Here is a 25561-nt window from a genome sequence, read left to right on the forward strand (position 1 = left end):
GGGGGAACTAGTGAAAATCATCACCGTGGCGGCTGCCGTGATTTTGAATGAACAAAATCAATTACTGCTTGTTCGCAAGCAAAATACACAGGCGTTTATGCAAGTGGGTGGCAAGCTTGAAGTTGATGAAGCGCCTGAGGTCACAATGCAACGTGAAATTTTGGAAGAAATAGGCTGTGAATGTGAATTAACTCAGTTTATCGGTCAGTTTGAGACAGCAGCAGCGAATGAACCTGATCACATTTTGGTGAGTTATGTCTATGCGGTTGAATTAAAACAACCACCTAAAATTGCAGCTGAAATTGCGGAAATGAAATGGATTGATTTGGATGATCAATCGACCTTGCTTGCACCTTTGACTAAAGAGATTGTGATTCCGTGGTGTCAGCAAAAGCAGATGAGCTAGATTTCTGAGTTTGTGCGGCTGCTACGCAGGCACTATAAACCTGTTGGCAGCCAAGTTGGGTCAGTACCTTGGATAAAGCACTAATCGAACTGCCAGTGGTCAGTACATCATCGATAATCAGGACTTTGCGATAACGAATTTGATTCGGTGGTGCAGCCACAAATTGTTGTTCAATGTCTTCGAGTCGTTCTAAGCGCGACAGGCCTTTTTGTGAGTGCTGCGCCAAGCGTTGTACAGGCTGCCAAACGGGAACATTCAAAGCGCTGCCGAGTGCTTTGGCCAACAACAAGGCTTGATTAAAGCCACGTTCAATCAAGCGATCTGTCGAAACTGGCATGGGTACAATTGCATGTACTTTTGGAAGCTTGAGTTGCAATAACAGACCATTCAGCATTCTTTGATGATGTAGTTTTTGCTCATATTTAAACTGTTGAATAATGCGATCAATTGGATATTGATAATGGCAAGCAACAAAGACCTGTTGCTGGTTACGCTCAATGCTTTGCTTCAACCAAGGCAGTTGTTGCCAACAACTGTGACAAACACCAAACTGACGTTTCATGCCGATGTCGCAGAGACTGCACGGTGTAAAATAATCAAAAATCTGCTGTGCTGATGTTCCAAGTCGTTTAAACATAGGCATATCTTGGGGCTTCAGGCAGCCAGCGCTTTAATAGTCCTTCCGCATGCTGTGGATAGTCCTTTAGAATTTGCTCAGCGACGTAATGCGCTTGTGTAAGCAAATGATCATCTCGTTCTAAGCGTGCTACTCGAAAGCCCATATCACCTGTTTGTTTGGTACCGAGTAACTCTCCCGGACCTCGTATTTCTAAATCTTTTTCAGCAATGACAAAACCATCATTACTTTCACGTAAAATTGAAAGCCGTTCCTGACCATTTTGAGACAGGGGTGTTTTATAAAGTAAGGCACAAAAACTGGCGGTTGCTCCACGACCGACGCGCCCACGAAGTTGATGCAGTTGTGAAAGCCCCAAACGCTCTGCATTTTCAATCACCATAATCGACGCATTCGGTACATCGACTCCAACTTCAATCACTGTGGTGGCAATTAACAGTTGGGATTGATTGTCTTTAAAGGCTTGCATGACACTTTGCTTTTCATCAGCCTTCATTTTGCCATGTACCAAACCAATGTTGATGTCTGGAAAACGTTCTTTAATTTCTTGATACGTGGCCTCTGCAGCTTGGGCATCCAGTGTTTCAGATTGCTCCACCAAAGTACAAACCCAATAGGCTTGTTTACCTTCACGGCAATTGCTGGCGATGCGTTGTAATACCTGTTCACGACGGTCTAATGGAATGGTCACGGTTTGAATAGGGGTTCGTCCTGGGGGTAACTCGTCAATAATCGAAGTGTCTAAATCCCCATATGCACTCATTGCTAAAGTACGCGGAATGGGGGTTGCAGTCATCACCAATTGGTGTGGGGTAAATTGATCTGCACCCTTATTTCTTAAAGCAAGACGTTGGTCAACACCGAAACGGTGCTGTTCATCAATAATCACCAAGCCGAGTTTAGAAAATCCAACCGTATCTTGAAATAGGGCATGCGTACCCACGATCAATTGGGCATGACCTTCTTTGATTTGTTGCTCCGCGTGGCTTCTGGCTTTGCCTTTTTGTTTGCCTGAGAGCCATGCGACCTGAATACCTAAGGGTTCAAACCAGCGTTTAAAGTTTAAATAATGTTGTTCAGCTAAAATTTCAGTCGGTGCCATGAGTGCCACTTGCCAATCTGCTTCGAGGGCATGGCAAGCCGCGACTGCAGCAACTAAGGTTTTACCTGCGCCTACATCACCTTGCACCAAACGTAACATCGGTTGATCTTGTTTGAGATCTTGTAGAATTTCCTTAGAGACCCGCTTTTGTGCATTGGTCATTTGGAAGGGAAGTGCTTCTAATAATTTTTTGGCTAATATTTTACTAGCGCTAAAACGAGGTGCGGCAATCTGACGTATATAGGCGCGACGCGTTAATAAGCTAATTTGATGGGCGACCAACTCTTCGAAGATTAAGCGCTGTTGTGCAGGATGTGAACCTTGATTGAGTTGCAACATATTGGCATCAATCGGGGGTTCATGGATGTAATGTAGCGCTTGTTTTAACTCATAGCCATTACTGAATTTGCTCGGTAATAATTCAGGTAGGTCATCGCTATGGTGTTTTAGGGCTTGACGTACATATTCACGTAACTTGGGTTGGGTTAACCCTTCAGTACTTGGGTAAATTGCAGTGAGTTGGGTTTTGGGTAAAGCGGTATGTTGTTGGATAACTTGTATTTCGGGGTGATACAACTCAAGACCACGCGCACCAACACGTACCTCACCAAAAATTCGTAGCCTTTGCCCCATTGTGATGCGATCAGTGAGACCTTTATAAATATGATAAAAGCGTAAGGTCACTTTGCCAAAATCATCTTGTAGCAGAGCCGCAAGCGATTTCTTTTTCCCAGGTGGAAAATCGACTGAACGGACTTCACCTTCAAGCAAGTAACTTCGTCCAACGATCAGCTGATTCATTGGAATAATAGTGCTACGATCTTCATAGTCACGTGGAAGATGGAACAACAAATCATCCGTGCTAAAAATATGAAGCTTTTCTAATAGGGTCGCTGCGGCAGCACCAACGCCTTGTAATTGCTGAACTGATGTCATCTCTGGTCAAAGGTGTGTATGCATATTTTATTTATTGGTTATGGTAAAACATCTCAGCGCGTCGCTAAACACTTATTTGAGCAAGGTCACCACATTAGCACAATAAGTCGTAGTGAAAAAACAGATTGTTACGCGACGCATTATATTCAAGATATTCATCAGCTGGATTTAGAGAAACTGCCACCTGTTGATTTAGTCTATGTGATATTAGCACCTTCACAAAGTGATGTTGATACCTATCAGCACACCTATGTTGATAGTGTATTACCCATTGTCACCTCACTGAAAATACATCCCGTACAACGTATTGTTGTGGTGTCTTCGACCCGTGTTTATGGTGAAAATGCAGGAGAGCGAATTGATGATGAATCGCTGATACAGCCTGCTGATGAGCAAGGGCAGATTCTTCGAAAGATGGAATTACTGTGGCAGCAGCATTACCCACAACAGTGCGTTATTATTCGTCCGACTGGCATTTATGGCACTTCAATTGTTCGATTAAAAAAATTGGCACAACAAAGTCTGACTTATCCGACGATCCATTTTAGTAATCGGATTCATATTGATGATTTAGCAAAGTTTTTGGCTGGATTGGTTAATTTAGCTAAAGTTGAGACAAGCTATATCGTGAGCAATAATAGCCCCTTGCCAATGCATGAAATCCTATGGTGGTTTCAACAGCAGCTTGATGTAAAACCCTTGAAATTATTATCAGAACAACACACTGGCAAGCGAATTTATGCCACACGATTAATTGAGAGTGATTTTAAATTTGACCATTTGATTTGCTTTAATGACTATGCAGCAGCTTTATTAGTACATAGTAATGAAAAATAATTAGATTAGACTGTAAAGAAAGTTTAAAGAGTTGGTATGTATTTTGAATCTTAAATACTAACAAATTCCGTAAAGGAATCGCCTGAATTGAGCACATGGTTTGCGGCGAGGCGTAAAGGTGATACATGAGAAAAATAATTTGCATGATCTTATTGGGGTTGACCACAACCACCAGTTGGGCTGTCGAGCAGTCTTGGTGTGTATTTGATCCTTTAAGTACTCAAGGTGATATCAGTCGCCGACTACAAGATATTCGTTTGTATGCACAGCAGAATCAAGTTCAATTAAAATTTCAAACTTTTAACAATGAAAAAGATGCCATACAAGCATTTGATCAGCGCAAATGTTCGGGCTTGGTGGCTTCCAATTTTAATACCTACCGTTATAACCGTTTTATGGGGACAACAGGGGGGATTGGTCTGATCCCTAATAATCGCGTTGCCAGAGTCTTTCTGCAGCTTTTAAATAATAGCAATGTGGAAAAGCGGATGGTTAATTCGAATTATGAAGTGTTGGGGATGATTCCGATTGGTACCGCTTATATGATTATGAATACCCAACAGATTAATAAAGTGTCTCAGTTAAAGAATAAAACCATTGGAGTTTTGGAGAATAATCCCCCACAGCAAGCATTGGTACAAAGTGTAGGCGCAAAACCAGTCTATGTTGATTTTTCCAATGCAGTGGAATCCTTTAAGCAGAAAAAAATTGATATTTTGGCTGCACCTGCCTATGGAATATTGCCGTATAACTTAAAAAAAGAGTTTGGTGCAGACACGCAGGTGGTCAATTTCCCTATGGCGTATTTTGCGATGAATATCGTGATTCGACCACAAGCCTATCCAACAGAGTTTGGTCACCAAATACGATCTTGGTTTGTACGTAATAGTAATGTGCTTGCTGCACAAGCCATCCAATGGGAAAACCATTTACCAGCCTATTACTGGGCGGATATCTCCAGTTATGAGAAACAGGGTTATGACGCGATGGTGGTAAAGATTCGAAATCGTTATGTCGACTCTGGTTATTATGATGCGTATTTTGTATCGCTCATTAAACGACTGCGATGTTTGGATGATCCAAAGTATTTAGAGTGTCGTTAGCGCATTAAAAAAGGCAACCGAAGTTGCCTTTTTTAATGTTTAAGATTTTTTACGTTTTAAGCGACGTTTGGCTTGTTGTGAGGCCATGGCTTCTAATGCCTCTGCCAGCTCTTCATCGCTGAAGGTGGTGATGTGCTGCAACATTTGTAAGGTGGTTTCATCCAACACCAGTTGTGCACCCGCAGCCATTTCACTGAAATTATCATCGTACTCAATGAGACCTTGCTCGTTGTTACGAATATAATTTTGCTGAGTGAGGACTTTAATAAAGCTTTGGAATAGGGCTTTGTCAAAAAACTCTGGTGAGTTGAACTCATATAACACCGATAGACGTTGACCGAGCAAATGGCTGAGTTCTTCTACTTGCTTGGTTGAAATATTACCTGAACCACGTTGAGTGATCAGTGCAAGGGTCATGTAGTAACGTTCTAAACTCTGTTTGACTGGCATTGCCAAAGTCACGAGTTTTTGATGTTCTTCACTGTTCGGTGTTGGGCTGAATAAGTTGTCTTCATGATCTTGGAAAACAATGCCGATCTGAACCAATGCATTGATATAGCTATCAATTTGCTTTTGTAAATCGGCAGCTTCCCATTTCATGAATAATTCAGCTTTTAAGAACGGATATAAGGTACGAATGACGTTGCTTAAATCGTTCTTGTGAATTTTACCATTGTGCTCAACCAGTGATGCCACCAATGACGGTAAAACAAAGGCATGCAAAATGTTATTGCGGAAGTAAGTGAGTAATACCGCTTGATTATCTTCAATCGCAATAATATCACCTAAAACATGCTGTACTCGTTTGATTAGCTTAAGTTTTAGGCCATAGGCAATAATTTCTTTACCTGATAATGAGGTCACTTGAGTGCGTTCATCATAGGGTTGTTGGGTTGCCAAATCACGATAAATGTCGAGTTGCTTCGCGCAGATTTCTTCATCTAAAGTATGTTTTGGTGTCGCCAATAAAATTAAAGAAAGTAATGACACAGGGTTGATGACGACAGCACGGTTGATGTTTTCTAAAATCAGATTGGCTGAGCTTGCCACAACATTGGAAATCTCGGTGGTGCTTGCGGTATCCGCTTGAATATTCTCCGCACCTTGTTGTTTCAAAATATCATTTAAGAATACAGGTTCGCCGAAGTTCACATGTACTTTACCGAAGATACGTTCAATTTTACGCAAAGTTTTCACAATACCAAAAATTGATTCTGCTTCTTTCGGTTTACCTTGCATTTCTCCTACATAAGTTGAGCCTTCCATCAGGCGCTCATAGCCAATATAAGTCGGGACAAAGACGATTGGTTTTGCAGGGCCACGTAGATGCCCTTGAATGGTCATTGCCAGCATCCCGGTCTTCGGTGGAAGTAAGCGACCTGTACGTGAACGACCACCTTCAATAAAGTATTCGATTGGCGTATTGCGCGATAAAATGCTGTATAGATATTCTTTAAATACAGAGGTGTAGAGTGCATTGCCACGGAAAGAGCGGCGAATAAAGAATGCACCACCACCACGTAACAACTGGCCTACAAACGGTAAATTCAGGTTATCACCCGCAGCGATATATGGAATCATCAAGCCGCGTTTATAAATCACATAAGACAATAGTAAATAGTCGATATGACTACGGTGACATGGCGTATAGACAATTTCATAATCTTTGGCGAGTTCACGTACGGTACTGAAGTTATGCACTTCTACGCCATCATAGAGTTGTGTCCATAAGCGAGTTAAAGCCATATCTGCAAAACGTACCGCAGATGCCGAGTAGTCAGATACGATTTCGTTGACATAACCAATCGCACGACGTTCAGCCTCCAGCATACTGATTTTATGCTGGATGCTTTCTCGGCGAATGGCATCTTGTACCTCAGGTGACTTTACTACCGATTGCATCACATTGCGACGGTCTGATAAGTCTGGCCCAAGTACCACTTCACGTTGCTGGTCTAAGTAGCTATCTAGAGAGCTTGCAATATAGGTTGCCGGCGAAATATTTGGATGATTACTCTTGGCATAATCTACCAACTCACGTAAAGATTGTGGTTCGTGGAACTCTAAATAAGATTGACGGCCATGTAAGCCAATATTCATGAGTTGTTTGACCGTACCAGGTGTTGCCCAAGTATCTGAGAATAATAATTTGAACCAAGAGTCTTCTTTATCTGGTGAACGGCCCCAAAGTACCGTAACGGGTACAAGCTGAATATCAATATCTGCTTGTTGTTCAAGTGCTTCAACTAGTTGTAGTAGGCGAGGTGGGAAAGTTTGAGTATTAAAAAAATTGTTTTCGTTATGGTGTAAAAACAAGACTGAATTTTTTTCTTGATAACTGCCAAAACTCAAGGGGTCTAAGGCTGGCTTTAAATTGAGGCGACGGGTTTCACCATCAACCACCAGTGCATTACTACGCGAATAATTCTGTAAAACATAGCAAACCAGCTTATTTGATTCGGTTGTATTTGGCTCTGCTGTGGTAGATTCTGTAGGAACTTCACCAAGAACATGCGGGGTTACCACAAGGTCAAGTAACTTACTCGAAAGTTGGCGATACATTTGACCAAATCCAGTCTTGGACATTACAAACTCCTAAATAATAATCCTGACATCGAGTCATGATGAACACGACATTCTGCGATATTCTTACATGAAACGGTATGTTATTTTCTGACAAAATATAGCGTATTTGGTAGATTTTATCGTTAAAAATCGTATTTTTAGTCGCTATAAATACATATTAAGATAATCCATGCATCATTATCGTGACGCATGAATCATTTTATCCTGACCATTGCCATTAGAATTTGTGGCACAATCAAAATTATCAACCCTGAAAGGATTGGTTGATCTCTCCTCATTGATGTTGGAAGGCTATTACATGAATGCGTTAACTCAAGAATTGGTTGAACTGTTGACTCTGGAAAAGTTAGAAGAACATATTTTCAGAGGTAATAGCCGCAATTTGGTAGGCAAGCGAGTATTCGGTGGGCAAGTACTTGGGCAGGCATTAAGAGCTGCGTCATATACTACAGATCGTCCCGCACATTCTTTACATGCCTATTTTCTGTATGGCGGTGATGTCAATGCACCAATTATTTATGAAGTTGATTCGCTCAGAGATGGTAAAAGTTTTGCTAGTCGACAGGTTCGTGCGATCCAACATGGTCGTACTATTTTCTCTGCAATGGTCTCTTTTGCCAATCCAGAAGAAGGCTTGAACTATCAACATAAAGAACCAGAGTACCCTGAGCCAGAGACATTAAAGTCTGAGAATGAGCTGAAAGAAAGTTTAATTAACTTTGTACCTGAAAATGTACGTGCCAGTTTTATGCGGGAACGTCATGTGGAAATCAGACCGACGCAATTAATTAACCCATTTCAACCGCAGCCTGAAGCGCCGTTTTATGCACACTACATTCGCACCCATGATACGATTCCAGCAAATTTAGATGAAATTTCGCTGCATCAGGCGATTGTGGCATTCTATTCAGATTTTACCTTGATGACGACGGCTTTACGTCCACATGGTTTGTCATGGATCTCTCCAAATTTACAATGTGCCAGTATCGACCATACCATTTACTTCCATCGTCCGCTGCGTGCAGATGAATGGATGCTTTACGATATGGAAGCCACAATTAGTGCCAGCTCACGTGGCTTAAACTTTGGGCGGATGTGGCAAAATGGACAGTTGGTCTGTAGTACCGTCCAAGAAGGTTTGATTCGGCTCAGAGAAATTGAAACCCAGTAAAAAGTAAACCAGTACTAAAGCCATCATTCTGATGGCTTTTTTTATCATAAGCATGTGACAAAAAATTGCTCGATTCTTCAACATGAGCATGCCATAGTACCGCTAAGTTAAATGTTTACCCATTAAACAATGAATTTAAATACACAAATTTTAATTGCAGCTGTGCTCGGTGTCGCTTTCGGTTTTTTGTTGCTTGCCTATCCACAAACCGCATTTGTTGAATCTAGTCTTTACGGACTGGGCATCTTAAGCAGTGTTTTCATTGGTTTATTGAAAATGCTGTTGATTCCATTGATTTTTAGCTCAATCGTCGTTGGGGTTTCCAATTTACAGGCGGGTGGACAATTCGGGCGTGTCTGGAAAATTACTGCATTGAGCTGCCTGACGACGACGACCTTGGCATTGATTCTAGGGATTAGTTGTGCGCATTTGTTTGATGTGGGTAAAGGCGTTGATATTCAGTTGTTTCAGGCAGCAATGGACAGCCATCAAACACCAGACACCTTAACGCCATCAAGTTTTGTTACCACCTTTATTCAAAATACCCTAATCAATCCATTTAAGGCATTTAGTGAAGGCAATGTGTTGGCTGTGGTCGTGTTTGCCTTATTCTTAGGTGTGGCCTTGGTCAAAGGTGGTGAACGTTTTAGTCTAGTCCGTAACATCAGCCAGCAATTCTTTGACATCATGATGATGTTAGTGGGTTGGGTGATGAAGCTTGCACCTATCGGGATTTTTGCGCTTTTAGCAAAGTTGATTGCGACTGAGGATTTGTCTGTATTAAGTCGGTTGGTTGAATTCGCGGCAGTAGTGACGGGGACGACCATTTTCCATGGCGTGGTGGTGTTACCTGCCTTGCTCTGGATTTTTGGGCGGATGAATCCGATTACCTTTTTTAGAGGGGCGAGAACGGCTTTAGTCACAGCTTTTGCGACCAGTTCCAGCTCAGCGACCATGCCGTTGAGTATGAAGTGTGCACAGGAAAACCTAGGTGTACGACCGCAAACTGCAGGTTTTGTGATTCCTTTAGGCACACAACTGAATATGGATGGTACGGCTTTGTACGAAGCTGCGGCTGCCTTATTTATTGCCAATTTGATGGGCTTGGATCTGAGTTTAACGCAGCAGATTATCGTTTGTTTAACCGCCATGATTGCTTCATTGGGCGCGCCAGGGATTCCAAGTGCAGGGATGGTCACCATGATCATGGTGCTACAGTCGGTTGGTTTACCTGCTGAAGCGATTGCGATTTTATTGCCGATCGACCGTGTGCTGGATACAGTTCGTACTGTGGTCAATGTGCAAGGTGACATGATGATTAGTGTGGTGGTTGATCGCTACGCAAAACAGGCAGAAGCTGAATCAAGCTGATCGTATTGGGCAAAAAAAGCAGGAGATGACTCCTGCTTTTTTTATTCTATAAAAGAATGCTTATGCTGCGGGTAGTAAGGCGCGTTTTGCAGCAGGTGAATTATTTAAATAATTCACCGCATCTTGGGTATTGCCTTCTTTGACTGGGTCATACCAAGGCATGAGGTAATCAATCTGTTGTGCAACCAACCATGCAGGACCCGGCAAGATTTTCGCGTCTTTTAACGCGATCTTCGACCATTCGATCCAGATCCATGGTTTAAATAAGCTTGGCTTCTTGTCCGCAAAACGCGGGTCTTGGCTCATGATATGTGCAGCGCCATCAACCCATAGGCCAAGTACACCGATAATGACGGCAACACTCATATAGTAACGTGCAATATAACCACCGCCCAAATGGCGATAAAGATCAAATGCAACGGTACGGTGTTCAATTTCTTCAGAGCCATGCCATTTGATTAAATCTAGCATTTCAGGATCAGCACCCAGCTCTTCCCAGCGTTTGTTATATAGTGCGTATTTACCTAGTACACAAGTCATGTGTTCAACAGTTGCAATCACACCTAGGCGGAATAAATCCCATTGATGCTCAAGTGCTTTAGGAATTTCTTTATCGAAAGGCTTATCTGCCAAGACTTTGGTAAATAAGAAATCCATAATGTCGAGGTTACGCTGAATATCAATATTACGCTGCGTCAAATATTCCTTATTGGCTGAGGTGTGGGCAACGGCATGCATTGCTTCCTGACGAATAAAGGCTTGGACGTCTTGCTTTAATTTTTCATCGGTAATTTTTGGAAGGACTTTGTTATATAAACGGCAAAACCAAAACTCACCAGCTGGTAAAATATTGTTAATTTCATTAATAAAATAGCTGGCAAAAGGTTGGTTTGGAATCCAATCCACTGGCGTATTTTCCCAGTCAAATTTTACTTTGCGTGGGAGGATTTTATAGTCAATCGAAGAACCAAGAACTTTGTTCTTCACAAATGATAGTAATTTCATCGTTTAGTCCTAATCGATAGTGCAATGAACCAACACTAAGCAGTATATGAAAACTACCTAGTGTTTGTGTTTAGCAATTCGGGACAATTAAAATTTATTTTATGCAACTTGATGCATAAAATGCACTTTTTATTCTTGAATGTCGGTTTCTGAGGCTTCTGGGATCTGACTGAGGTCAAATTCTGTCGGCTGATCAAGGGTGTAATTCAAACGACCTGCCATGACAGTTGCCAGTTCTTCTAAACCAATGCGATTGAGTGACGAGAACAGTTGAATTGAGAAATCGAGTTTCATTTTCTTTAATTGCTGTTTTACATCAAATAAAACTTCATTTGCAGGGCCACGATTGAGCTTATCTGCTTTGGTGAGCAGGATATGCACGAACAAATGACGTGAATGTGCCCATTCCAACATCATCAAGTCAAAGTGCTGTAAAGGATGACGTATGTCCATCAATAGCACCAAGCCTTGTAAGCTTTTACGATGGATTAAATAATTTTCCAGTTCTTTCTGCCAGACAATTTTCATGGCTTCAGGAACTGCTGCATAGCCATAACCGGGTAAATCGACCAAACGCTGGTCAGGATTACCCAAACTAAAAAAGTTGATCATTTGGGTGCGGCCTGGTCTTTTTGAAGCGCGTGCCAGTTGCTTTTGATTGGTTAAAGTATTAATTGCACTTGATTTACCAGCATTCGAGCGACCTGCAAATGCGATTTCATAACCTGTATCTTCTACGCATAAAGCCAGTTTTGGCGCACTCATCAAAAATTCAGCTTGGCGTAACCAAGTTAAAGACTGTACTGCATATTCAGTTAATGCAGGGTCAGCCTTTTTTTCATAACTGATTTTTTGTTTAGGTGCGAGTCTGGCTTTGGTGTCTTTCGATTTTTCACTGCGACGCATAGAAGCTTACTTTTGAATAGAAATAGCAACGACCATTATAAAGGATGTGAGGCGTTCGTGCGAACCCTTCGTCTGTATGCGATTTTAAGCTTTCTGAATAAGTTCTAAAAAATCGATATTTGAGCGTGTGGAAGAGGGGATAATACCCTGTTGGACGACTTCGCCAAGCGTATATTGGTCAAGGCTTTGATAGAAGCATTCTAAGGCTTGATCTAAAATTCCTTTCAGTCCGCAGTTGGCTCGAAGTACACAAGGAGGGGTATTGCATTCAACAATTTGATGATTGCCTTGTAAGGTTCGAACAATCGCACCTAATTTCAGATTCTTGGCTTCCGGATTGAGGCGCAGACCGCCGCCTTTACCGCGAATGGTCACAATCCAGTGTTGTTTACCCATGAAGTGCACGACTTTAACCAAGTGGTTTTGCGACACATGTAAGTCTTCTGCGATATCTGCAATCGTATAAGGTACATCACTCGGACGAGCGACATACATCAAAATTCTGAGTGCATAATCAGTAAACTTATTGAGTTGCATGTGGTTTCACTCAATCTAGTGCAAGAAATAGAAAGGGCTAGTCTAACATAGACTAGCCCTATGCAAAATCTAGGGTGGCTTAGCTGAGTTTGACGCCACCTGTACCAAAGGCTTCGCTGTGAATGTTTGCAGCAGGAATACCACGAGCAACCAGTGCCTGATGTTGCGCTGCCATAAATGGCATTGGCCCACATAAATAATAATCGGCATTGGCTGGCAATAGTGCGGCATCAATGCTGCTTAAATCTAAACGTCCAGCAACATCGTAGTCTTCACCTAGGTTGTCATTTTCGTGTGGAAACTCATATGCCGTAAATGTACTTAAACGGGGATAGTTGCTTTTAAGTTCCTGAATATGTTGCTTCATGGCATGTACTTGGCTGCTGCGGCAGGCATGAATGAAGTTAACAGGTTGCGGCATATCCAATGTCACTAATTGGTTCAACATCGCAATCATTGGGGTTAATCCTACACCACCACTGATAAAGACATTGCGCTTGCTGCTGTCGATTAGATAGAAATTACCTGTTGGTGCAGACACTTCAATTTCAGAACCTTCAGCTAGACCATGTAAAGTGCTGGATACCCAACCACCAGCGAGTTCGCCTTTTTCATCTTCACGTTTGACCGAGATACGTAAATAATCCGCTTGCGGGCTCGTAGAGAGGGTGTACTGGCGTGGTTGTCTTAAATTCAACTCAGGTACAAATACGCGAACTGAGATGTACTGACCTGCTTCATAGTATGGTAATGCGCCACCATCAACAGGCGCGAGATAGAAAGAGGTAATCTCATCACTTTCCACCACTTTTTTGGCAATTTTAAAATTACGCCAGCCTAACCAACTGCCTTGAGTTTGTTGGTGTTGATCATAAATGGCTTTTTCGGTACTGATAAATAGATCAGCCAATTGTCCATAAGCGGCAGCCCATGCACCAATCAATGGATCTTCCATTGAAATATTGAGGACTTCACTAATTGAATGCAAAAGGTTTTCACCGACAATGCCGTAGTCTGGTGATTGAATATTTAAACTGACATGTTTATGCGCAATCATTTCAACCACAGGCAAAAGCACAGAAGGGTCTTCAATATTCTCTGCATAGGCCAAAACTGCACCCGCAAGTGCCTGTGCTTGAGCCCCACTACGTTGGTGTCCCATATTAAAGGTTTCTTTTAATTCGGGATGATTACCTAACATGCGGTTATAAAAGTATCCAGTCAGTGCAACACCATTTTCGCGTAGGACAGGAACAGTGGCTTTTACTAGGTCAATTTGCTGTGGAGTCATGCTTGATCTCTCTTGGCTATCATTTATAAGATGTATTTAAAATACATCTTATAAGGTGTATTTGCAATGCATATTTAAATAAAAGCCATAAAAAAATTAAGGGATAATAAATTATCCCTTAATTTACATATAAGTATGGGTTTATTTTTTACCGAATAATGAACCGAGTAAGCCACGGACAATTTTCTGTCCTGTTGAGCCGCCTAAACTACGTGCTGCACTTTTGGCAAAAGTGCCTACGATGTCTTGGGTAAGTTTCTCGCGATCACGCTGTGACTTTTCTGCAGCTTTTTGCTGCTCACGAGCAAACCGTTCTTGTTCTTTGGCTTGTTGCTTGGCCAAAGCATCTTGCTCCTTGCTTTGCTGTTTGGCTAACTCATCTGCCTCTTTTTGTTGCGACTGTTGCAGCACTTTTTTCTGCAGCATTTCATAAGCGCTGTCTCGATCAACGGCTTGGTCGTAGACACCCGCCACAATACTTTGCCCGATAATCACTTGGCGTTCTTCAGGCGTGATCGGGGTAAAGGAGGAGTAAGGAGGCATCACCCAACCGCGCTCAACAATCTGTGGAGTCCCTTGTTCATCTAGGCAGCTGATCAACGCTTCACCAACGGCAAGTTCGGTAATGGCTTGGTCGACTTTAAACTCAGGATTGGCACGGAAAGTATCCGCTGCGGTTTTGACTGCCTTTTGGTCTTTGGGAGTAAATGCACGTAAGGCATGTTGTACACGGTTACCCAATTGCCCTAAAACACTTTCAGGCAGATCGAGAGGATTCTGGGTAATAAAATAAATCCCCACACCTTTAGAACGGATCAAACGTACCACTTGTTCAATCTTTTGTTGCAAAGCAGGACTCGCATTATCAAACAGTAAATGCGCTTCATCGAAGAAGAATACCAACTTTGGCTTATCCATATCGCCTACTTCGGGCAACTGTTCAAACAATTCTGACATCATCCAAAGCAGGAAAGTGGCATATAACTTCGGTGTGTTCATCAACTTATCTGCAGCCAAGATATTGATATAGCCATGACCATTGGTATCAGTTTGAATGAAATCGAGAATATTTAGGCTTGGTTCACCAAAAAACTGTTCACCGCCTTGATCACCTAATGCCAGCAAGTTTCGTTGGATTGCACCCAGACTGGCAGGGGAAAGATTGCCGTATTCAGCTTTAAGGCTGGCCGCATTTTCGCTGACATAGGTCAGCATGGCTTTTAGGTCTTTAAAGTCAATCAGTAATAGACCTTGATCATCTGCAACACGGAATACTGCCGAAAGTACACCTTCTTGTGTGTCATTCAGATTCAGCATTTGTGCCAGTAATAAGGGGCCAATTTCTGAAATGGTGGTGCGAATGGGATGTCCTTGTTGACCGAATAAATCCCAAAAGATTACTGGAGATGCTGCAAAAGGAATTGCATCTAGTTGCAGGCTTTTTAGACGCTCATCAAATTTAGGATTGCTGCTACCTGCTTTAGCTAGACTGGAGACATCACCTTTAGCATCGGCAAGGAATACCGGTACACCAATACGAGAAAAGCTTTCGGCCATCACCTTAAGGGTTACGGTTTTACCAGTTCCTGTCGCACCTGCAATCAAACCATGTCGGTTTGCAAATTTAGAATGTAAAACAATATCTTGTGTTGTATCAGTGGTTTTTTTTGCAATAACGATTGATGTACTCATTCTTCACCTGTTTTTAATCTCAATCGAGCTGTTTTAATGCGTTTTGAATATCTTGAATTAAATCTTCTGGATGTTCTAGTCCAATACAGAAGCGAACCAATAAACCTTGTTGTAAATGTGTATTCTTCAAAGTACGCATTTGTTTTAAGTCATACAACATTGCCAGACTAATGGGACCGCCCCAACTAAATCCGAGTTTAAACAGCGCTAAGTTGTCGCAGAATATGCGAACCGCATTGAGATCATATTCAGGTTTAAAAATAACGCTGACTAAGCCTGCACTTTTTCCTGTAGTACAAATTTCTGACCAAAATGAATGACCTGCTGCATCAGGATCGCTTGGATGCAAAACTTGATTAAACTGTGGTTGTTTTTTTAACCAGCTCAACAGGGTGAGTGCACTTTGGGCTTGCTGTTCATAGCGCAAAGACATGTGTGCCAAACTGCGTTGGATTTGTGCAGTATCATCGCCCGAAACTGCAATACCTTGAATTGCATGCATTCGATAGAGTTTGTGATGCAGTGTTTGGTCACGGGTCACGACTGAACCCATTAAGATATCACCGCCACCACTTGGGTATTTGGTCAGTGCATGAACTGTAATATCGACAGTGAGGTGCTCATCTGAGAAATCAAAAGCATTAAAAGCCAGTCCTGCGCCCCATGTATTATCCAGTGCGGTGAGTACATTGGCATGCTGTGCTTTTTTAACCAAGTTCTTTAAATCGGGAAATTCTAAAGTGACTGATCCCGCTGCTTCGAGCCAAATCAATTTCGCTTTTTCAGTCGGTTGAAAACTATTGGCATCAATGGGATTATAAACTTTAACTGTGATGCCATAACGATCTTGTAGATGATTTAAATGCTCAAGATTGGGGCCATAAATATTATCGGCGACCCAAACCTCATCACCTGAACTTAAAATAGCACTATTCACGAGATTAATCGCAGATAACCCGCTTGGTGCAAGCAAGCAATAACGTCCACCTTCAATTTGGGCAATGTTGTCCCCTAATGTAAACGTCGTCGGTGTACCGTGTGTGCCGTAACTATAATCATAAGCATCGGTCCAATGGCGCTCAAAAAGGTGCGCCGTGCTTTTAAAAATAATGGTCGATGCACGAAATAAGGGAGGTTGTACGGTTTCAATGTACTGAGGGGCTTGGCGTGGTGCATGAATTAGCTTGGTTTGTGCTTTATTGTGTGTTGTCATGGGGCGTGGGCTAAATAAGTATAATGACTTAGGTTAAGAGAAAATCAACAAAGCCGCTAGTGTTGCGCTGCTTTTGTACAGAATCGGTACGGATTAATAGGATTGCTCAAAACTGGCTTTATTTTTGCTAAGACTAATTATCATTCTAACGATAAATAGGTTTTAGCGCATGAAGTCGCATTTAAGAGTGCATTATTTTCAGCACATTGCTGGCGAAGGTTTTGGCAGTTGCTATGACTTTTTAAAAGCACATAAAGCAAAAATTACCGCAACAGAGTTTTTTGCATTGCCCGTTGATTTGCCATTGGAATTGGAAGCCTTACCACGAGTAGATGAAGTCGATCTATTGATTATCATGGGTGGAACCATGAGTGTGAATGATGAAGCAAATTATCCATGGTTAAAGCTTGAAAAAAGGTGGCTACGACGTTATTTGGCTGCTGGTAAACCTGCTATTGGATTGTGTTTGGGTGGGCAATTGATTGCCAATGCCCTAGGGGCAGCTGTGAGCCGTAATCCGCACCAAGAATTGGGTTGGATGGATGTGGGGCGTGCATCGCATGTGCCTGAAGATTATTTTCAGATTCCAGAGCAGTTGAATATTTTACAATGGCATAGTGAAACCTTTGAAATTCCAAAGGGTGGGGTGCGCTTGGCCGAGAATAAAGTCTGTCGAAATCAAATGTATCAGATTGGGCGTAATGTTCTTGGGTTTCAGTTTCATCCAGAAATGACGCCACAGACCTTGGCACTTTTGATTGAGAATGAAGAGGATATGGCGGTTTTTAATGGTAAATATGTACAACCGATATCTGAATTAAAAAGAACTATCAAAAGTAAATTTGAACAGGGTAATCGTTTGCTGAATCAGGCAATCGATTATGTTGTGAGTGCATAGCAGGATTGATTGCTTAAAAAATGAAAAGAAGAATTGCATAAGACTTAAACAATCGTTATAATGAGCGACCCTCAAATGGAGGGCGTTTACTACGAAGAAAGTAGTTAGCGCATTACAGTCGTGGCATCGATCATGACCTTAGTGATTTTCACTGCCCTTGACACTTACCAGAATGGTGAGGTGCGTCATGGGTGATTCTTTATATATTTGGCTTGGAGTTTACTGGTATGTCTAACCAGAGAATTCGTATCCGTTTGAAGTCTTTTGATCATCGTCTGATTGATCAATCTGCTCAAGAGATCGTAGAAACCGCTAAGCGTACTGGCGCACAAGTGTGTGGTCCAATTCCGATGCCTACTCGCATCGAACGCTTCAACGTTCTTACTTCACCACACGTCAACAAAGACGCTCGTGATCAGTACGAAATCCGCACTTATAAGCGTTTGATCGACATCGTTCAACCAACAGATAAAACTGTTGATGCATTGATGAAGTTAGATCTTGCTGCTGGTGTTGATGTTCAGATCGCTTTGGGTTAAGGCTTTCGGTTGATTAACTTTATAAGTTAATTAGGCCGCTTTTTTAGAGGTTTATGCACATGGCTATTGGTTTAGTCGGTCGCAAATGTGGTATGACTCGCGTCTTTACAGATGCTGGTGTATCTGTACCTGTTACAGTTATCGAAGTCGATCCAAACCGCATTACGCAAATCAAAACACTTGAAACTGATGGTTATCAAGCAATTCAAGTAACTACTGGTGAACGTCGCGAATCGCGCGTAACTAACGCTCAGAAAGGTCACTTCGCGAAAGCGGGTGTTGCTGCTGGTCGTTTAGTTAAAGAGTTCCGTGTTACTGAAGCTGAGCTTGAAGGCCGTGAAGTGGGTGCTTCTATCGGTGTTGATCTGTTCACAGTTGGTCAAATTGTTGACGTAACTGGTCAGTCAAAAGGTAAAGGTTTCCAAGGTGGTGTTAAGCGTTGGAATTTCCGTACGCAAGATGCTACTCATGGTAACTCTGTATCTCACCGTGTATTAGGTTCTACAGGTCAAAACCAGACACCTGGTCGCGTGTTCAAAGGCAAGAAAATGGCTGGTCACTTAGGTGACGAACGCGTAACAGTTCAAGGTCTTGAAATCGTATCTATTGACGCTGAACGTTCTGTTTTAGTTGTTAAGGGTGCTATTCCTGGTTCAACTGGCGGTGACGTTATCGTACGTCCTACCATCAAGGCCTGAGGGGAAATACTGTGAATTTAAAAACTGTTTCCGGCTCTGCTGTTGAATTGTCTGAAGTTGCTTTCGGACGTGAATTTAACGAAGCTCTTGTACACCAAGTTGTTACAGCTTACTTAGCTGGTGGTCGTCAAGGTACTCGTGCTCACAAATCACGTGCAGATGTTTCTGGCGGTGGTAAAAAGCCATTCCGTCAAAAAGGTACTGGTCGCGCTCGTGCGGGTTCTATTCGTAGCCCTATCTGGGTTGGTGGTGGTAAAACTTTTGCTGCTCGCCCACAAGATTGGTCTCAAAAAGTAAACCGTAAGATGTACCGCGGTGCAATGCAATGTATCTTAGCTGAACTTGTTCGCCAAGATCGTCTTGTATTAGTTGAAGAGTTTGCTGTTGCAGCTCCAAAAACTAAAGACTTGCTTGCAAAACTTACAGACTTGAATGCAACTCGCGCATTGATCATTACAGATGCTGTAGATGAGAACTTGTATCTCGCAGCTCGCAACCTTCCACACGTTGATGTGGTTGATGCTACTGCTATTGATCCTGTTAGCTTGATCGCATTTGATAAAGTTGTAATGTCTGTAGCTGCTGCTAAGAAAATTGAGGTAGAACTCGGATGAACAACGAACGTATCTATCAAGTCCTATTAGGACCAGTATTCTCAGAAAAAGCACAAGTTTTAGGTGATACTGCTGGTGTTCAAGTGTTCAAAGTTGCATTAAATGCAAACAAACTTGAAATCAAAAAAGCAGTTGAGCAGCTCTTTGGTGTTGAAGTTGTAAAAATCAATACAACGATCACTAAAGGTAAAACAAAACGCTTTGGTAAAACATTAGGACGTCGTTCTGATGTGAAAAAAGCATACGTCACCCTGAAAGCTGGCCAAGATGTAGAAATGGCTGACTTGGGCGATACCGCTGAAAACGCAGCGGAATAAGGACGAGAATTATGCCAATTCAAAAATGTAAGCCAACGTCTCCAGGACGTCGCTTTGTAGAGAAAGTGGTTCATGACCATCTTCACAAAGGCGCGCCTTATGCACCGTTGGTAGAAGCTAAAAAACGTACTGGTGGTCGTAATAACAATGGTCACATCACTACACGTCACGTGGGTGGTGGTCATAAGCAAAACTACCGTATTGTTGACTTTAAACGTAACAAAGATGGTATTCCAGCGACTGTAGAGCGCATCGAATACGATCCTAACCGTACAGCTCATATTGCTTTATTGAAATATGCTGATGGTGAACGTCGTTACATCATTGCACCTAAAGGCCTACGTGCTGGTGATAAAGTACAATCTGGTAACGATGCTCCAATTCGTCCAGGTAACTGCTTGCCACTTCGCAACATGCCAATCGGTTCTACACTTCACAACCTTGAACTTAAAATCGGTAAAGGTGCTCAATTAGCACGTTCTGCTGGTACTTCAGTTCAGTTGTTGGGTCGTGATGGTTCTTACGCTATCGTTCGTTTACGTTCTGGTGAAATGCGTAAAGTCCACGTTGAATGTCGTGCTGTAATTGGTGAAGTTTCTAACCAAGAAAGCAACCTTCGTTCATTGGGTAAAGCTGGTGCTGCGCGCTGGCGTGGTATTCGTCCTACCGTTCGTGGTATGGCGATGAACCCGGTAGATCACCCGCACGGTGGTGGTGAAGGACGTAGTAAAGGTATTCAACCTGTAAGTCCATGGGGTCAAAAAGCTAAAGGGTACAAGACACGTACCAATAAGCGTACGACTAAGATGATTATTCGCGACCGTCGCGTCAAGTAAGGGAATCTGAATAATGCCTCGTTCATTAAAAAAAGGTCCATTCGTCGACGCGCATTTGTTCGCTAAGGTTGAAGCTGCGATTGCTGCTAACAACCGTAAGCCGATCAAAACATGGTCACGTCGTTCAATGATCCTTCCAGACTTTGTTGGTTTAACAATTTCTGTTCACAATGGCCGTAACCACGTTCCAGTAATTGTTACTGAACACATGGTTGGTCATAAATTGGGTGAATTCGCGCCAACTCGTACCTATCGTGGTCACGGTGTTGATAAGAAGTCTAAACGTTAATAGGTGCTATGATGGAAGTAACTGCTAAATTACGCGGTGCCGCTATCTCGGCACAAAAAGCACGTTTAGTTGCTGATTTGATCCGTGGTAAGTCGGTTGCACGTGCGATAGACATTTTGAACTTCAGCAACAAGAAAGCAGCTGTGCTTGTTAAAAAAGCACTTGAATCTGCAATCGCGAATGCTGAACATAACAACAGCTTAGATGTTGATGACCTTAAAGTAACTACGATTTACGTTGATGAAGGCATGAGCCTTAAACGTATCATGCCACGTGCTAAAGGCCGTGCAGATCGTATTACTAAGCGTACTTGTCACATCACCGTTAAGGTAGGGGTTTGATATGGGTCAGAAGGTTCATCCAATCGGTATCCGCCTAGGTGTTGTGAAACGTCATAACGCTAACTGGTATGCGAGTCCGAAACAATACGCTGAATACTTGCTTAAAGATCTTCAAGTTCGTGAGTTTTTAACTAAAAAACTTAAAAACGCGATGATCAGCAATATTCTTATCGAACGTCCTACAGGCGCTGCTAAAGTAACTATTAGCACTGCTCGTCCTGGTATCGTTATCGGTAAAAAAGGCGAAGATATTGAAAAATTACAGCGCGAACTCACCAACATTATGGGTGTTCCAGCTCAAGTTAGCATCAATGAAATTGATCGCCCTGACTTGGACGCACGTTTAGTTGCTGAAGCAATTGCTTCTCAATTAGAAAAGCGTGTTATGTTCCGTCGTGCTATGAAGCGTGCGGTTCAAAACACTATGCGTGCTGGCGCTAAAGGTATCAAAGTTGAAGTTTCTGGCCGTTTAGGTGGTGCAGAGATTGCTCGTACTGAGTGGTATCGTGAAGGTCGTGTACCTTTGCATACGCTTCGTGCTGACATCGACTATGCAACTATGCGCGCAGAAACAACATACGGTACGATCGGTGTTAAAGTTTGGATTTTCCGTGGCGAGATCTTAGGTGGCATGAAACAAGTCATGAACCCTGCTCCTGCTGAAGAGCGTCCAGCTAAACGTGGTCGTGGTCGTGGTGAAGGTCAAGAGCGTCGTGGTCGTCGCGGTGACCGTGCTGCTGACAAGGGAGAATAATCCATGTTGCAACCTAAACGTACCAAATTCCGTAAAGTGCACAAAGGCCGTAACACTGGTCTAGCGCATCGTGGTAGTACAGTATCATTTGGTTCGATTGCAATTAAAGCAACTGAACGTGGTCGTATGACTGCGCGTCAGATTGAAGCTGCACGTCGTACCATTAGCCGTCGTATCAAACGTGGTGGTAAAATCTTCATCCGCGTATTCCCAGACAAACCAATTACCGAAAAACCATTAGAAGTACGTATGGGTAAAGGTAAGGGTAGCGTGGAATACTGGGTTTGTCAGATCCAGCCAGGTAAGATCCTGTACGAAATTGAAGGTGTTAGCGATGAGTTAGCGCGTGAAGCTTTTGCTTTAGCTGCTGCTAAACTCCCGTTTAAAACCACTATCGTGACTCGGACGGTGATGTAATGAAAACTAAAGATCTACGTGAAAAGTCGGTAGAAGAGTTGAAAGCTTTGCTTGATGAGCAACAGCTTAACCAATTCCGTCTTCGTATGGCGAAAGCAACTGGTCAATTAGGCAAATCGCATGAAGTGCAAATTGCTCGTAAGACAATTGCTCGTATTAAGACACTCCTTACCGAAAAACAGGGGAACGGACAATGAGTGAAAAAACAGTCCGCACGTTAACCGGCAAAGTCGTAAGCGACAAAATGGACAAGTCTATTGTTGTGCTTATTGAACGCCGCGTTCAACACCCGTTGTATGGCAAATCAATCCGCCGTTCAACTAAATTACACGCTCATGATGAGAACAATGTTGCTAAATTAGGCGACTTGGTAACCATCAAAGAAAGCCGCCCAATTTCTAAAACTAAAGCTTGGACTTTAGTGGAAGTAGTTGAAGCTGCTGCTGAGTAATTAGACGTTCTTGTTGCATCATCGGACAATTTCGAGTACTCTTTGAGCCTTTCGAAATTGTGACCGGTGATGCTCGGTTTTGGAGTAGGGCAATGATTCAAACCGAAAGTATGCTCGACGTAGCAGACAATAGTGGTGCACGCCGCGTACAATGTATTAAAGTACTTGGTGGTTCACACCGTCGTTATGCTTCAGTTGGCGATATTATTAAAGTTACTGTAAAAGAAGCAATTCCACGCGCACGTGTTAAAAAAGGTGACGTGATGAATGCTGTAGTTGTTCGTACAAAATTCGGCATCCGTCGTCCAGACGGTTCAGTTATTCGTTTCGACGATAACGCAGCTGTTATTTTGAACAACAACAAAGCTCCGATTGCGACTCGTATCTTCGGACCAGTGACTCGTGAACTTCGTACTGAACAGTTCATGAAAATCATTTCATTGGCTCCTGAAGTTCTATAAGAGGCAATCATGGCTAAGATTAAAAAAGGCGATCAAGTAATTGTGATCGCAGGTAAAGAAAAAGGCAAACAAGGTATCGTTTTGTCTGTTTCTGAAGATCGAGTTAAGGTCGAAGGCCTTAACTTAGTGAAGAAGCATCAAAAGCCAAACCGTGTAACTGGCGCTGAAGGCGGTATTGTTACTCAAGAGGCTACGCTTCATATTTCAAACGTGGCAATTTTTAATGCTACAACCCAAAAGGCTGACCGTATTGGTTACCAAGTGATTGATGGCGCGAAAACTCGTGTTTATAAATCAAATGGTGAATCAGTGGCGGTAGCGAAGTAATAGGTTGAAAAAGGCAATGGCCAGACTTAAAGCACGTTACAACGACGAACTTAAAGCGAAGTTACAAGAAGAACTTAGCGTTAAGAATGTGATGGATATTCCTCGCATCACAAAAATCACTCTTAACATGGGTGTAGGCGCAGCTGCAACTGATAAGAAATTATTAGATGGCGCTGTTGCTGATATGCAACTCATTGCTGGTCAAAAACCAGTTGTGACACTTGCTCGTAAATCAATCGCTGGTTTCAAAATCCGTGATGGTTGGCCGATCGGTTGTAAAGTTACTTTACGCGGCGACCAAATGTACGAATTCTTGGATCGTTTGATCTCGATCGCTATCCCGCGTATCCGTGACTTCCGTGGTTTCTCTGCGAAATCATTTGATGGTCGTGGTAACTACTCTATGGGTTTAAAAGAGCAAATCGTTTTCCCTGAAATCGATTTTGACAAGATTGATCGTATCCGTGGTTTAGACATCACTATTACGACAACTGCTCGTAGCGATGACGAAGGCCGTGCGCTTATGCGTGCATTCGGCTTCCCGTTCAAATAAGAGGTCGATATGGCTAAGAAAGGTATGATTAATCGCGAATTGAAACGCGAAAAGACAGTTGCTAAATACGCTGCAAAACGTGCTGAATTAAAAGCAACGATTGCTAATGTAAATGCAAGTGACGAAGAACGTTTCGAAGCGACATTAAAGTTACAGGCATTGCCACGTAACGCATCTCCAGTACGTCTTCGTAACCGTTGTGGTTTAACTGGTCGTCCTCATGGTTACTTCCGTAAGTTCGGTTTAAGCCGTAACAAATTACGTGACACAGTAATGCAGGGTGATGTACCAGGCGTTGTTAAGGCAAGCTGGTAAGGAGCGACTAAATGAGTATGCAAGATACCGTTGCCGACATGTTAACACGTGTTCGTAACGCACAAATGGCTAAGAAACAAACTGTTTCTATGCCTTCTTCTAAGTTGAAAGTTGCTATTGCAAACGTACTTCAACAAGAAGGTTATATTTCAAATGTAGAAGTTGCTTCTGAAGAAACAAAATCTACTTTGACAATTACTTTAAAATATTTCGAAGGCAAACCAGTTATCGAAACCGTTAAGCGTGTAAGCCGTCCAGGTCTACGCCAATATCGCGGTAAAGATAAAATTCCTAGCGTTAAGCAAGGTTTAGGTATTGCAATTGTTTCTACAAGCAAAGGCATCATGACTGATCGCGCTGCACGTGCTGCGGGCGTTGGTGGTGAAGTTATTGCTTTTGTTTCTTAATAGGTGATTCCTCATGTCTCGTGTGGCTAAAGCCCCAGTAACTGTACCTAATGGTGTAACAGTTACTCAGAACGGCCGGCAGGTCGAAGTGAAAGGCAGCAAAGGTACATTGTCTTTCAACCTGCATGCGCTGGTCGAGCTAAAACAGGAAGAAGGTAAACTTCAACTTGCTCCAGCTAAAGAGTCGAAAGACGCTTGGATGCAGGCTGGTACTGCTCGCGCTGTATTGAACAACCTTGTAAAAGGTGTTAGCGAAGGCTTCGAACGTAAGTTACAGCTTGTTGGTGTTGGTTATAAAGCTGCGGTTAAGGGTACATCTGTAAACCTTAACCTTGGTTACTCACACCCGATTGACTACGCTTTACCTGAAGGTGTAACAGCGGAAACTCCAACTGCTACTGAAATCATTTTGAAATCAGCAAACAAGCAGTTGTTAGGTCAAGTGGCAGCGGAAATCCGTGCATACCGTTCTCCTGAACCATATAAAGGTAAAGGTGTTCGTTATTCGGATGAAGTTATTCTTCGTAAAGAAGCTAAGAAGAAATAAGGCG

Annotated in this window: 31 protein-coding genes and 1 pseudogene; 23 read left to right on the forward strand and 9 right to left on the reverse strand. The window is 42.6% G+C overall.

Annotated features, from left to right (window positions below; translation table 11 throughout):
• The first annotated feature begins 10 nt into the window (after window positions 1–10).
• The gene (locus F3J02_RS09165; RefSeq protein ID WP_167248687.1) at window positions 11–406 is read left to right on the forward strand and encodes an NUDIX hydrolase; all 396 of its coding nucleotides are present in this window, start codon (window positions 11–13) and stop codon (window positions 404–406) included.
• On the opposite strand, the gene F3J02_RS09170 is transcribed toward F3J02_RS09165, so the two are convergent.
• Together F3J02_RS09170 and recG are read right to left on the reverse strand one after the other, a co-directional pair.
• Window positions 360–1043 (reverse strand): ComF family protein, encoded by a 684-nt coding sequence (locus F3J02_RS09170; RefSeq protein ID WP_167248688.1) that lies wholly within the window; start codon window positions 1041–1043, stop codon window positions 360–362. The two genes, F3J02_RS09165 and F3J02_RS09170, sit on opposite strands and share 47 nt — an antisense overlap.
• Complete coding sequence (recG, locus tag F3J02_RS09175; RefSeq protein ID WP_167248689.1) at window positions 1036–3081, reverse strand: ATP-dependent DNA helicase RecG; 2046 nt, start codon at window positions 3079–3081, stop codon at window positions 1036–1038. Before recG ends, F3J02_RS09170 begins: the two co-directional genes overlap by 8 nt.
• A gap of 18 nt (window positions 3082–3099) precedes the next feature.
• On the opposite strand from recG, the gene F3J02_RS09180 reads away from it, so the two are divergent.
• Window positions 3100–3918, forward strand: coding sequence for an NAD-dependent epimerase/dehydratase family protein (locus tag F3J02_RS09180; protein ID WP_167248690.1), 819 nt, complete (start codon window positions 3100–3102; stop codon window positions 3916–3918).
• Between the two features lie 125 nt (window positions 3919–4043).
• On the forward strand, window positions 4044–5021 hold the full coding sequence (locus F3J02_RS09185) for a putative solute-binding protein (protein ID WP_167248691.1): 978 nt from the start codon (window positions 4044–4046) through the stop codon (window positions 5019–5021).
• 39 nt (window positions 5022–5060) lie between these two features.
• Here the strand turns inward: F3J02_RS09185 and plsB are convergent, their stop codons facing one another.
• On the reverse strand, window positions 5061–7607 hold the full coding sequence (gene plsB, locus F3J02_RS09190; RefSeq protein ID WP_167248692.1) for a glycerol-3-phosphate 1-O-acyltransferase PlsB: 2547 nt from the start codon (window positions 7605–7607) through the stop codon (window positions 5061–5063).
• 298 nt (window positions 7608–7905) lie between these two features.
• Between plsB and F3J02_RS09195 the strand changes: the two genes are divergently transcribed.
• Together F3J02_RS09195 and F3J02_RS09200 are read left to right on the forward strand one after the other, a co-directional pair.
• The gene (locus F3J02_RS09195) at window positions 7906–8778 is read left to right on the forward strand and encodes an acyl-CoA thioesterase (RefSeq protein WP_167248693.1); all 873 of its coding nucleotides are present in this window, start codon (window positions 7906–7908) and stop codon (window positions 8776–8778) included.
• A gap of 129 nt (window positions 8779–8907) precedes the next feature.
• Window positions 8908–10149, forward strand: coding sequence for a dicarboxylate/amino acid:cation symporter (locus F3J02_RS09200; RefSeq protein WP_167248694.1), 1242 nt, complete (start codon window positions 8908–8910; stop codon window positions 10147–10149).
• A 60-nt stretch (window positions 10150–10209) separates the two neighbouring features.
• On the opposite strand, the gene F3J02_RS09205 is transcribed toward F3J02_RS09200, so the two are convergent.
• From F3J02_RS09205 to F3J02_RS09230, 6 genes are all read right to left on the reverse strand, one after another.
• Window positions 10210–11154, reverse strand: coding sequence for a metal-dependent hydrolase (locus tag F3J02_RS09205; protein WP_167248695.1), 945 nt, complete (start codon window positions 11152–11154; stop codon window positions 10210–10212).
• Between the two features lie 129 nt (window positions 11155–11283).
• Complete coding sequence (yihA, locus tag F3J02_RS09210) at window positions 11284–12060, reverse strand: ribosome biogenesis GTP-binding protein YihA/YsxC (RefSeq protein WP_005201214.1); 777 nt, start codon at window positions 12058–12060, stop codon at window positions 11284–11286.
• Window positions 12061–12144: 84 nt separating this feature from the next.
• Entirely contained in the window at window positions 12145–12597 is a 453-nt protein-coding gene (locus F3J02_RS09215) for an RrF2 family transcriptional regulator (RefSeq protein WP_005147145.1), read from the reverse strand.
• 79 nt (window positions 12598–12676) lie between these two features.
• Entirely contained in the window at window positions 12677–13888 is a 1212-nt protein-coding gene (gene hmpA, locus F3J02_RS09220) for an NO-inducible flavohemoprotein (protein WP_167248696.1), read from the reverse strand.
• Window positions 13889–14029: 141 nt separating this feature from the next.
• Entirely contained in the window at window positions 14030–15580 is a 1551-nt protein-coding gene (locus F3J02_RS09225; RefSeq protein WP_167248697.1) for a helicase HerA-like domain-containing protein, read from the reverse strand.
• Window positions 15581–15599: 19 nt separating this feature from the next.
• A complete protein-coding gene (locus F3J02_RS09230; RefSeq protein ID WP_167248698.1) occupies window positions 15600–16793 on the reverse strand; it encodes a PLP-dependent transferase in 1194 nt (397 codons plus the stop codon).
• A 169-nt stretch (window positions 16794–16962) separates the two neighbouring features.
• Here F3J02_RS09230 and F3J02_RS09235 point away from each other — a divergent pair, with 169 nt between their 5' ends.
• From F3J02_RS09235 to rplF, 18 genes and pseudogenes are all read left to right on the forward strand, one after another.
• A complete protein-coding gene (locus tag F3J02_RS09235) occupies window positions 16963–17691 on the forward strand; it encodes a type 1 glutamine amidotransferase (RefSeq protein WP_167248699.1) in 729 nt (242 codons plus the stop codon).
• A gap of 227 nt (window positions 17692–17918) precedes the next feature.
• Window positions 17919–18230: a 30S ribosomal protein S10 gene (gene rpsJ, locus F3J02_RS09240; RefSeq protein ID WP_000070912.1), complete on the forward strand. Its 312-nt coding sequence runs from the start codon at window positions 17919–17921 to the stop codon at window positions 18228–18230.
• A 59-nt stretch (window positions 18231–18289) separates the two neighbouring features.
• Complete coding sequence (rplC, locus tag F3J02_RS09245) at window positions 18290–18928, forward strand: 50S ribosomal protein L3 (protein WP_004657674.1); 639 nt, start codon at window positions 18290–18292, stop codon at window positions 18926–18928.
• An 11-nt stretch (window positions 18929–18939) separates the two neighbouring features.
• A complete protein-coding gene (rplD, locus tag F3J02_RS09250; RefSeq protein WP_004804113.1) occupies window positions 18940–19542 on the forward strand; it encodes a 50S ribosomal protein L4 in 603 nt (200 codons plus the stop codon).
• Window positions 19539–19859, forward strand: a complete 321-nt coding sequence (gene rplW, locus F3J02_RS09255) for a 50S ribosomal protein L23 (protein ID WP_004641070.1) — start codon at window positions 19539–19541, stop codon at window positions 19857–19859. Before rplD ends, rplW begins: the two co-directional genes overlap by 4 nt.
• A gap of 11 nt (window positions 19860–19870) precedes the next feature.
• Window positions 19871–20695, forward strand: coding sequence for a 50S ribosomal protein L2 (gene rplB, locus F3J02_RS09260; RefSeq protein WP_004660349.1), 825 nt, complete (start codon window positions 19871–19873; stop codon window positions 20693–20695).
• Window positions 20696–20708: 13 nt separating this feature from the next.
• Entirely contained in the window at window positions 20709–20984 is a 276-nt protein-coding gene (gene rpsS, locus F3J02_RS09265) for a 30S ribosomal protein S19 (protein WP_004641066.1), read from the forward strand.
• Window positions 20985–20995: 11 nt separating this feature from the next.
• On the forward strand, window positions 20996–21325 hold the full coding sequence (gene rplV / locus F3J02_RS09270; RefSeq protein ID WP_004657676.1) for a 50S ribosomal protein L22: 330 nt from the start codon (window positions 20996–20998) through the stop codon (window positions 21323–21325).
• Between the two features lies 1 nt (window position 21326).
• A pseudogene (gene rpsC, locus F3J02_RS09275) lies at window positions 21327–22143 on the forward strand (30S ribosomal protein S3).
• Window positions 22083–22496, forward strand: a complete 414-nt coding sequence (gene rplP / locus F3J02_RS09280; protein ID WP_004657678.1) for a 50S ribosomal protein L16 — start codon at window positions 22083–22085, stop codon at window positions 22494–22496. Before rpsC ends, rplP begins: the two are co-directional and overlap by 61 nt.
• Complete coding sequence (rpmC, locus tag F3J02_RS09285; protein ID WP_000849927.1) at window positions 22496–22693, forward strand: 50S ribosomal protein L29; 198 nt, start codon at window positions 22496–22498, stop codon at window positions 22691–22693. The genes rplP and rpmC overlap by 1 nt, the downstream gene beginning before the upstream one ends.
• Window positions 22690–22947, forward strand: a complete 258-nt coding sequence (gene rpsQ / locus F3J02_RS09290) for a 30S ribosomal protein S17 (RefSeq protein ID WP_004657679.1) — start codon at window positions 22690–22692, stop codon at window positions 22945–22947. Before rpmC ends, rpsQ begins: the two co-directional genes overlap by 4 nt.
• A 92-nt stretch (window positions 22948–23039) precedes the next feature.
• Window positions 23040–23408 (forward strand): 50S ribosomal protein L14, encoded by a 369-nt coding sequence (rplN, locus tag F3J02_RS09295; protein ID WP_004657680.1) that lies wholly within the window; start codon window positions 23040–23042, stop codon window positions 23406–23408.
• 9 nt (window positions 23409–23417) lie between these two features.
• A complete protein-coding gene (gene rplX, locus F3J02_RS09300) occupies window positions 23418–23735 on the forward strand; it encodes a 50S ribosomal protein L24 (protein WP_004804115.1) in 318 nt (105 codons plus the stop codon).
• 16 nt (window positions 23736–23751) lie between these two features.
• Window positions 23752–24288 (forward strand): 50S ribosomal protein L5, encoded by a 537-nt coding sequence (gene rplE, locus F3J02_RS09305; RefSeq protein WP_004657683.1) that lies wholly within the window; start codon window positions 23752–23754, stop codon window positions 24286–24288.
• 9 nt (window positions 24289–24297) lie between these two features.
• Complete coding sequence (gene rpsN, locus F3J02_RS09310; RefSeq protein WP_004641050.1) at window positions 24298–24603, forward strand: 30S ribosomal protein S14; 306 nt, start codon at window positions 24298–24300, stop codon at window positions 24601–24603.
• 11 nt (window positions 24604–24614) lie between these two features.
• Window positions 24615–25010 carry a 30S ribosomal protein S8 gene (gene rpsH / locus F3J02_RS09315; protein WP_004804117.1) on the forward strand — a complete coding sequence of 132 codons (396 nt, stop codon included), beginning with the start codon at window positions 24615–24617 and terminating at the stop codon, window positions 25008–25010.
• A gap of 13 nt (window positions 25011–25023) precedes the next feature.
• The gene (gene rplF / locus F3J02_RS09320; RefSeq protein WP_004804118.1) at window positions 25024–25557 is read left to right on the forward strand and encodes a 50S ribosomal protein L6; all 534 of its coding nucleotides are present in this window, start codon (window positions 25024–25026) and stop codon (window positions 25555–25557) included.
• Window positions 25558–25561 lie beyond the last annotated feature (4 nt).

It is taken from the genome of Acinetobacter sp. Tr-809, assembly GCF_011753255.1.
Lineage (GTDB): Bacteria > Pseudomonadota > Gammaproteobacteria > Pseudomonadales > Moraxellaceae > Acinetobacter.

Bases quoted from the DNA above. Each gene is read 5' to 3' on its own strand.
- F3J02_RS09170 (WP_167248688.1), bottom strand. From the start codon at position 1,043: ATGTTTAAACGACTTGGAACATCAGCACAGCAGATTTTTGATTATTTT.
- recG (WP_167248689.1), bottom strand. From the start codon at position 3,081: ATGACATCAGTTCAGCAATTACAAGGCGTTGGTGCTGCCGCAGCGACC.
- F3J02_RS09180 (WP_167248690.1), top strand. From the start codon at position 3,100: ATGCATATTTTATTTATTGGTTATGGTAAAACATCTCAGCGCGTCGCT.
- F3J02_RS09185 (WP_167248691.1), top strand. From the start codon at position 4,044: ATGAGAAAAATAATTTGCATGATCTTATTGGGGTTGACCACAACCACC.
- plsB (WP_167248692.1), bottom strand. From the start codon at position 7,607: ATGTCCAAGACTGGATTTGGTCAAATGTATCGCCAACTTTCGAGTAAG.
- F3J02_RS09195 (WP_167248693.1), top strand. From the start codon at position 7,906: ATGAATGCGTTAACTCAAGAATTGGTTGAACTGTTGACTCTGGAAAAG.
- F3J02_RS09200 (WP_167248694.1), top strand. From the start codon at position 8,908: ATGAATTTAAATACACAAATTTTAATTGCAGCTGTGCTCGGTGTCGCT.
- F3J02_RS09205 (WP_167248695.1), bottom strand. From the start codon at position 11,154: ATGAAATTACTATCATTTGTGAAGAACAAAGTTCTTGGTTCTTCGATT.
- yihA (WP_005201214.1), bottom strand. From the start codon at position 12,060: ATGCGTCGCAGTGAAAAATCGAAAGACACCAAAGCCAGACTCGCACCT.
- F3J02_RS09215 (WP_005147145.1), bottom strand. From the start codon at position 12,597: ATGCAACTCAATAAGTTTACTGATTATGCACTCAGAATTTTGATGTAT.
- hmpA (WP_167248696.1), bottom strand. From the start codon at position 13,888: ATGACTCCACAGCAAATTGACCTAGTAAAAGCCACTGTTCCTGTCCTA.
- F3J02_RS09225 (WP_167248697.1), bottom strand. From the start codon at position 15,580: ATGAGTACATCAATCGTTATTGCAAAAAAAACCACTGATACAACACAA.
- F3J02_RS09230 (WP_167248698.1), bottom strand. From the start codon at position 16,793: ATGACAACACACAATAAAGCACAAACCAAGCTAATTCATGCACCACGC.
- F3J02_RS09235 (WP_167248699.1), top strand. From the start codon at position 16,963: ATGAAGTCGCATTTAAGAGTGCATTATTTTCAGCACATTGCTGGCGAA.
- rpsJ (WP_000070912.1), top strand. From the start codon at position 17,919: ATGTCTAACCAGAGAATTCGTATCCGTTTGAAGTCTTTTGATCATCGT.
- rplC (WP_004657674.1), top strand. From the start codon at position 18,290: ATGGCTATTGGTTTAGTCGGTCGCAAATGTGGTATGACTCGCGTCTTT.
- rplW (WP_004641070.1), top strand. From the start codon at position 19,539: ATGAACAACGAACGTATCTATCAAGTCCTATTAGGACCAGTATTCTCA.
- rplB (WP_004660349.1), top strand. From the start codon at position 19,871: ATGCCAATTCAAAAATGTAAGCCAACGTCTCCAGGACGTCGCTTTGTA.
- rpsS (WP_004641066.1), top strand. From the start codon at position 20,709: ATGCCTCGTTCATTAAAAAAAGGTCCATTCGTCGACGCGCATTTGTTC.
- rplV (WP_004657676.1), top strand. From the start codon at position 20,996: ATGGAAGTAACTGCTAAATTACGCGGTGCCGCTATCTCGGCACAAAAA.
- rplP (WP_004657678.1), top strand. From the start codon at position 22,083: ATGTTGCAACCTAAACGTACCAAATTCCGTAAAGTGCACAAAGGCCGT.
- rpmC (WP_000849927.1), top strand. From the start codon at position 22,496: ATGAAAACTAAAGATCTACGTGAAAAGTCGGTAGAAGAGTTGAAAGCT.
- rpsQ (WP_004657679.1), top strand. From the start codon at position 22,690: ATGAGTGAAAAAACAGTCCGCACGTTAACCGGCAAAGTCGTAAGCGAC.
- rplN (WP_004657680.1), top strand. From the start codon at position 23,040: ATGATTCAAACCGAAAGTATGCTCGACGTAGCAGACAATAGTGGTGCA.
- rplX (WP_004804115.1), top strand. From the start codon at position 23,418: ATGGCTAAGATTAAAAAAGGCGATCAAGTAATTGTGATCGCAGGTAAA.
- rplE (WP_004657683.1), top strand. From the start codon at position 23,752: ATGGCCAGACTTAAAGCACGTTACAACGACGAACTTAAAGCGAAGTTA.
- rpsN (WP_004641050.1), top strand. From the start codon at position 24,298: ATGGCTAAGAAAGGTATGATTAATCGCGAATTGAAACGCGAAAAGACA.
- rpsH (WP_004804117.1), top strand. From the start codon at position 24,615: ATGAGTATGCAAGATACCGTTGCCGACATGTTAACACGTGTTCGTAAC.
- rplF (WP_004804118.1), top strand. From the start codon at position 25,024: ATGTCTCGTGTGGCTAAAGCCCCAGTAACTGTACCTAATGGTGTAACA.